This is a genomic window from Neobacillus citreus (genome assembly GCF_018343545.2).
In the GTDB taxonomy this organism is placed as follows: Bacteria; Bacillota; Bacilli; order Bacillales; family Cytobacillaceae; genus Neobacillus; species Neobacillus citreus.
The window spans coordinates 1-2,084 of the sequence record NZ_JAGYPE020000135.1 but is presented as its reverse complement, the minus strand read 5'-3'; the positions used below and the strand labels follow the sequence as shown (position 1 = coordinate 2,084).

General features: G+C 38.8%; 2 protein-coding genes and 2 tRNA genes. 1 reads left to right on the top strand and 3 read right to left on the bottom strand.

The genetic code is table 11. The features are described 5' to 3' along the window. Positions 1-218: 218 nt before the first annotated feature. Entirely contained in the window at positions 219-617 is a 399-nt protein-coding gene (locus tag KHB02_RS29565; protein ID WP_213139835.1) for a hypothetical protein, read from the top strand. Positions 618-682: 65 nt separating this feature from the next. Here KHB02_RS29565 and KHB02_RS29560 read toward each other — a convergent pair whose 3' ends face one another. The 3 genes from KHB02_RS29560 to KHB02_RS29550 form a co-directional block, all read right to left on the bottom strand. Then, positions 683-1,672 (bottom strand): tyrosine-type recombinase/integrase, encoded by a 990-nt coding sequence (locus tag KHB02_RS29560; protein ID WP_213139834.1) that lies wholly within the window; start codon positions 1,670-1,672, stop codon positions 683-685. Between the two features lie 169 nt (positions 1,673-1,841). Beyond that, a tRNA-Leu gene (locus KHB02_RS29555) sits at positions 1,842-1,923 on the bottom strand. A gap of 6 nt (positions 1,924-1,929) precedes the next feature. After that, positions 1,930-2,003: transfer RNA gene (locus KHB02_RS29550), tRNA-Cys, on the bottom strand. Between the last annotated feature and the right edge of the window lie 81 nt (positions 2,004-2,084).

The window sequence follows — 2,084 nt, the reverse complement described above, 5'->3', positions numbered from 1 at the left end:
CTCTACTTGTAATTTAGCTTCGTTCTTTTTTAACACTTCTGCGATATAGCTTGCAGTTAGTCCTCGTTCTTTTTTATTGGTTCTTAATAAATATAATATCTCTTTCTGTGTTTGATTCATCCCTAATCACCCCATTAATGATTTTTTTACTATATTGATAATATCAAAAATTTGTAGGAAAATATTGTATATATAAAATAAATGGGAGGGCGTTATTTATGGGTCTTTGGGCTTCAATAAAGAAAAATAAAGAACTAGCTAAAATTCAGAAAGAGCTAGGTAAGCCAAAAAGCTTCTCACTTGATGATTTGCTTAATGATAATAGCGAGCAATACAAAGAAGCATTGTTTGATATGGTCGAGAAATACGACTTTCTGCGCTCTGTAATAATAGAACATAATGCGAATAGAGACGACTTGAAAAATATTTACAGAATGCTTATTATGGCAGGTGCAGGTCAATGGATAAAAGGAAATTTCGTTGCTACTGCGGCTTTTGCCTTTTCACAAACATTAGACTTCATACTAACGAAGTATGAAGAAGAAGATACAAATTGGTCTGAGGTTTCATTTCAATTAATTATGTATTTTGAAAAAGGAAAACTTGGCGCAATATGAAGATTTATTCTCGCCTTTCTTTTTTAGCCTTCTGAGCGAAAAAAAGAGCGCTTTAGCTGCGCCCTCTACTTCCTTAGCTTTAATACCTTTAATGGTGAAAACTCTTTATGTCGGTCTCTTACGTCTGTACCGAATAAATTAACGTATGTTTTAACGATTTCCATACTTGTATGTCCTAATATCGTTTGAAGCTCGAATATGTTTGCGCCCTGCTGTACGCATAACTTTGCAAAAGTATGCCTAAACGTATGGCAGCTACAACGAACTCCTTTCAACTGCGCTTCTTTTCCATATTTCTCTATTCTATTTTGTAGTGCCCTTTTAGAAATAGGCGTATTGTCTACCGTTACAAATAATGCGTCTGTTTCAACGTATCCACGTATCGCAATATACTTTTTTAACTGCTCTTTCATAGTCGATTGAAAAGGTACAAGGCGCTCTCTATAACTCTTAGCATTTCGTACACATATTAGATTATCCTCCCAACGAATATCCGCAAGCGTAAGCCCTACGGCTTCATTAGCCCGAATACCTGTCTCTAGTAAAAGTAACATTATCGTATAGTCTCGAACGCCCGTGAACGTTTTTAGGTCGGGTTGACCGAATAGTTTATTTAATTGTTCTTTCGTGAAGGTAGCAATAATATGCTTACGGTCTTTTAGTAGCTTAATGTTTTCGAAGGGATTTTTCGGAATATACTTCTCTTTATAAAGAAAGTTAAAGAACGCACGCAGCGCACGCAAACGAGTATTAACCGTTACTACTTTAGCGCCCTTATATTTGCGTAGATATAAAATAACGTTTTCTTTTATATGTTCTTCGGTCACATGATACGGCTTGAGTGCTTCTACGACTATGTCCTGCTCCTTAAGATAGCTTAGAAATGTGTTTATTTCGCTACGATAAAATTTGAGCGTATGTGGTCTAAGATTGCGGATTTCGCAGTCCTTTAAAAAGAGTTGAATTGCGTCCTCGAACGTCTCTACATAAGATTTTGCCTTCTTACCTATTATTGCTAATTCACCTTCGTCCAATGTGTTGCTGCGTCTTGCCATTATCAACTACCTCCTATATGCGTAAGATTCGTCGCACACGATTAGAGCGCAGTAGTTGACGGTAAATAAGACGCTAAAGAAAATAAAAAGCGTCTCCTACCGTAGTAGAAAACGCTTGATATTAAGCTATATTCTCGATTATTGAACGAGGAATAACGCATGTTTTCGATACCGGTGGTCGGGGTCGAACCGACACTCCTTGCGGAACACGATTTTGAGTCGTGCGCGTCTGCCAATTCCGCCACACCGGCATGATTTGGAGGCGGCAACCGGATTCGAACCGGTGGTAAAGGTGTTGCAGACCTGTGCCTTACCACTTGGCTATGCCGCCATATTTTTGGAGCGGAAGACGGGATTCGAACCCGCGACCCCCACCTTGGCAAGGTGGTGTTCTACCACTGAACTACTTCCG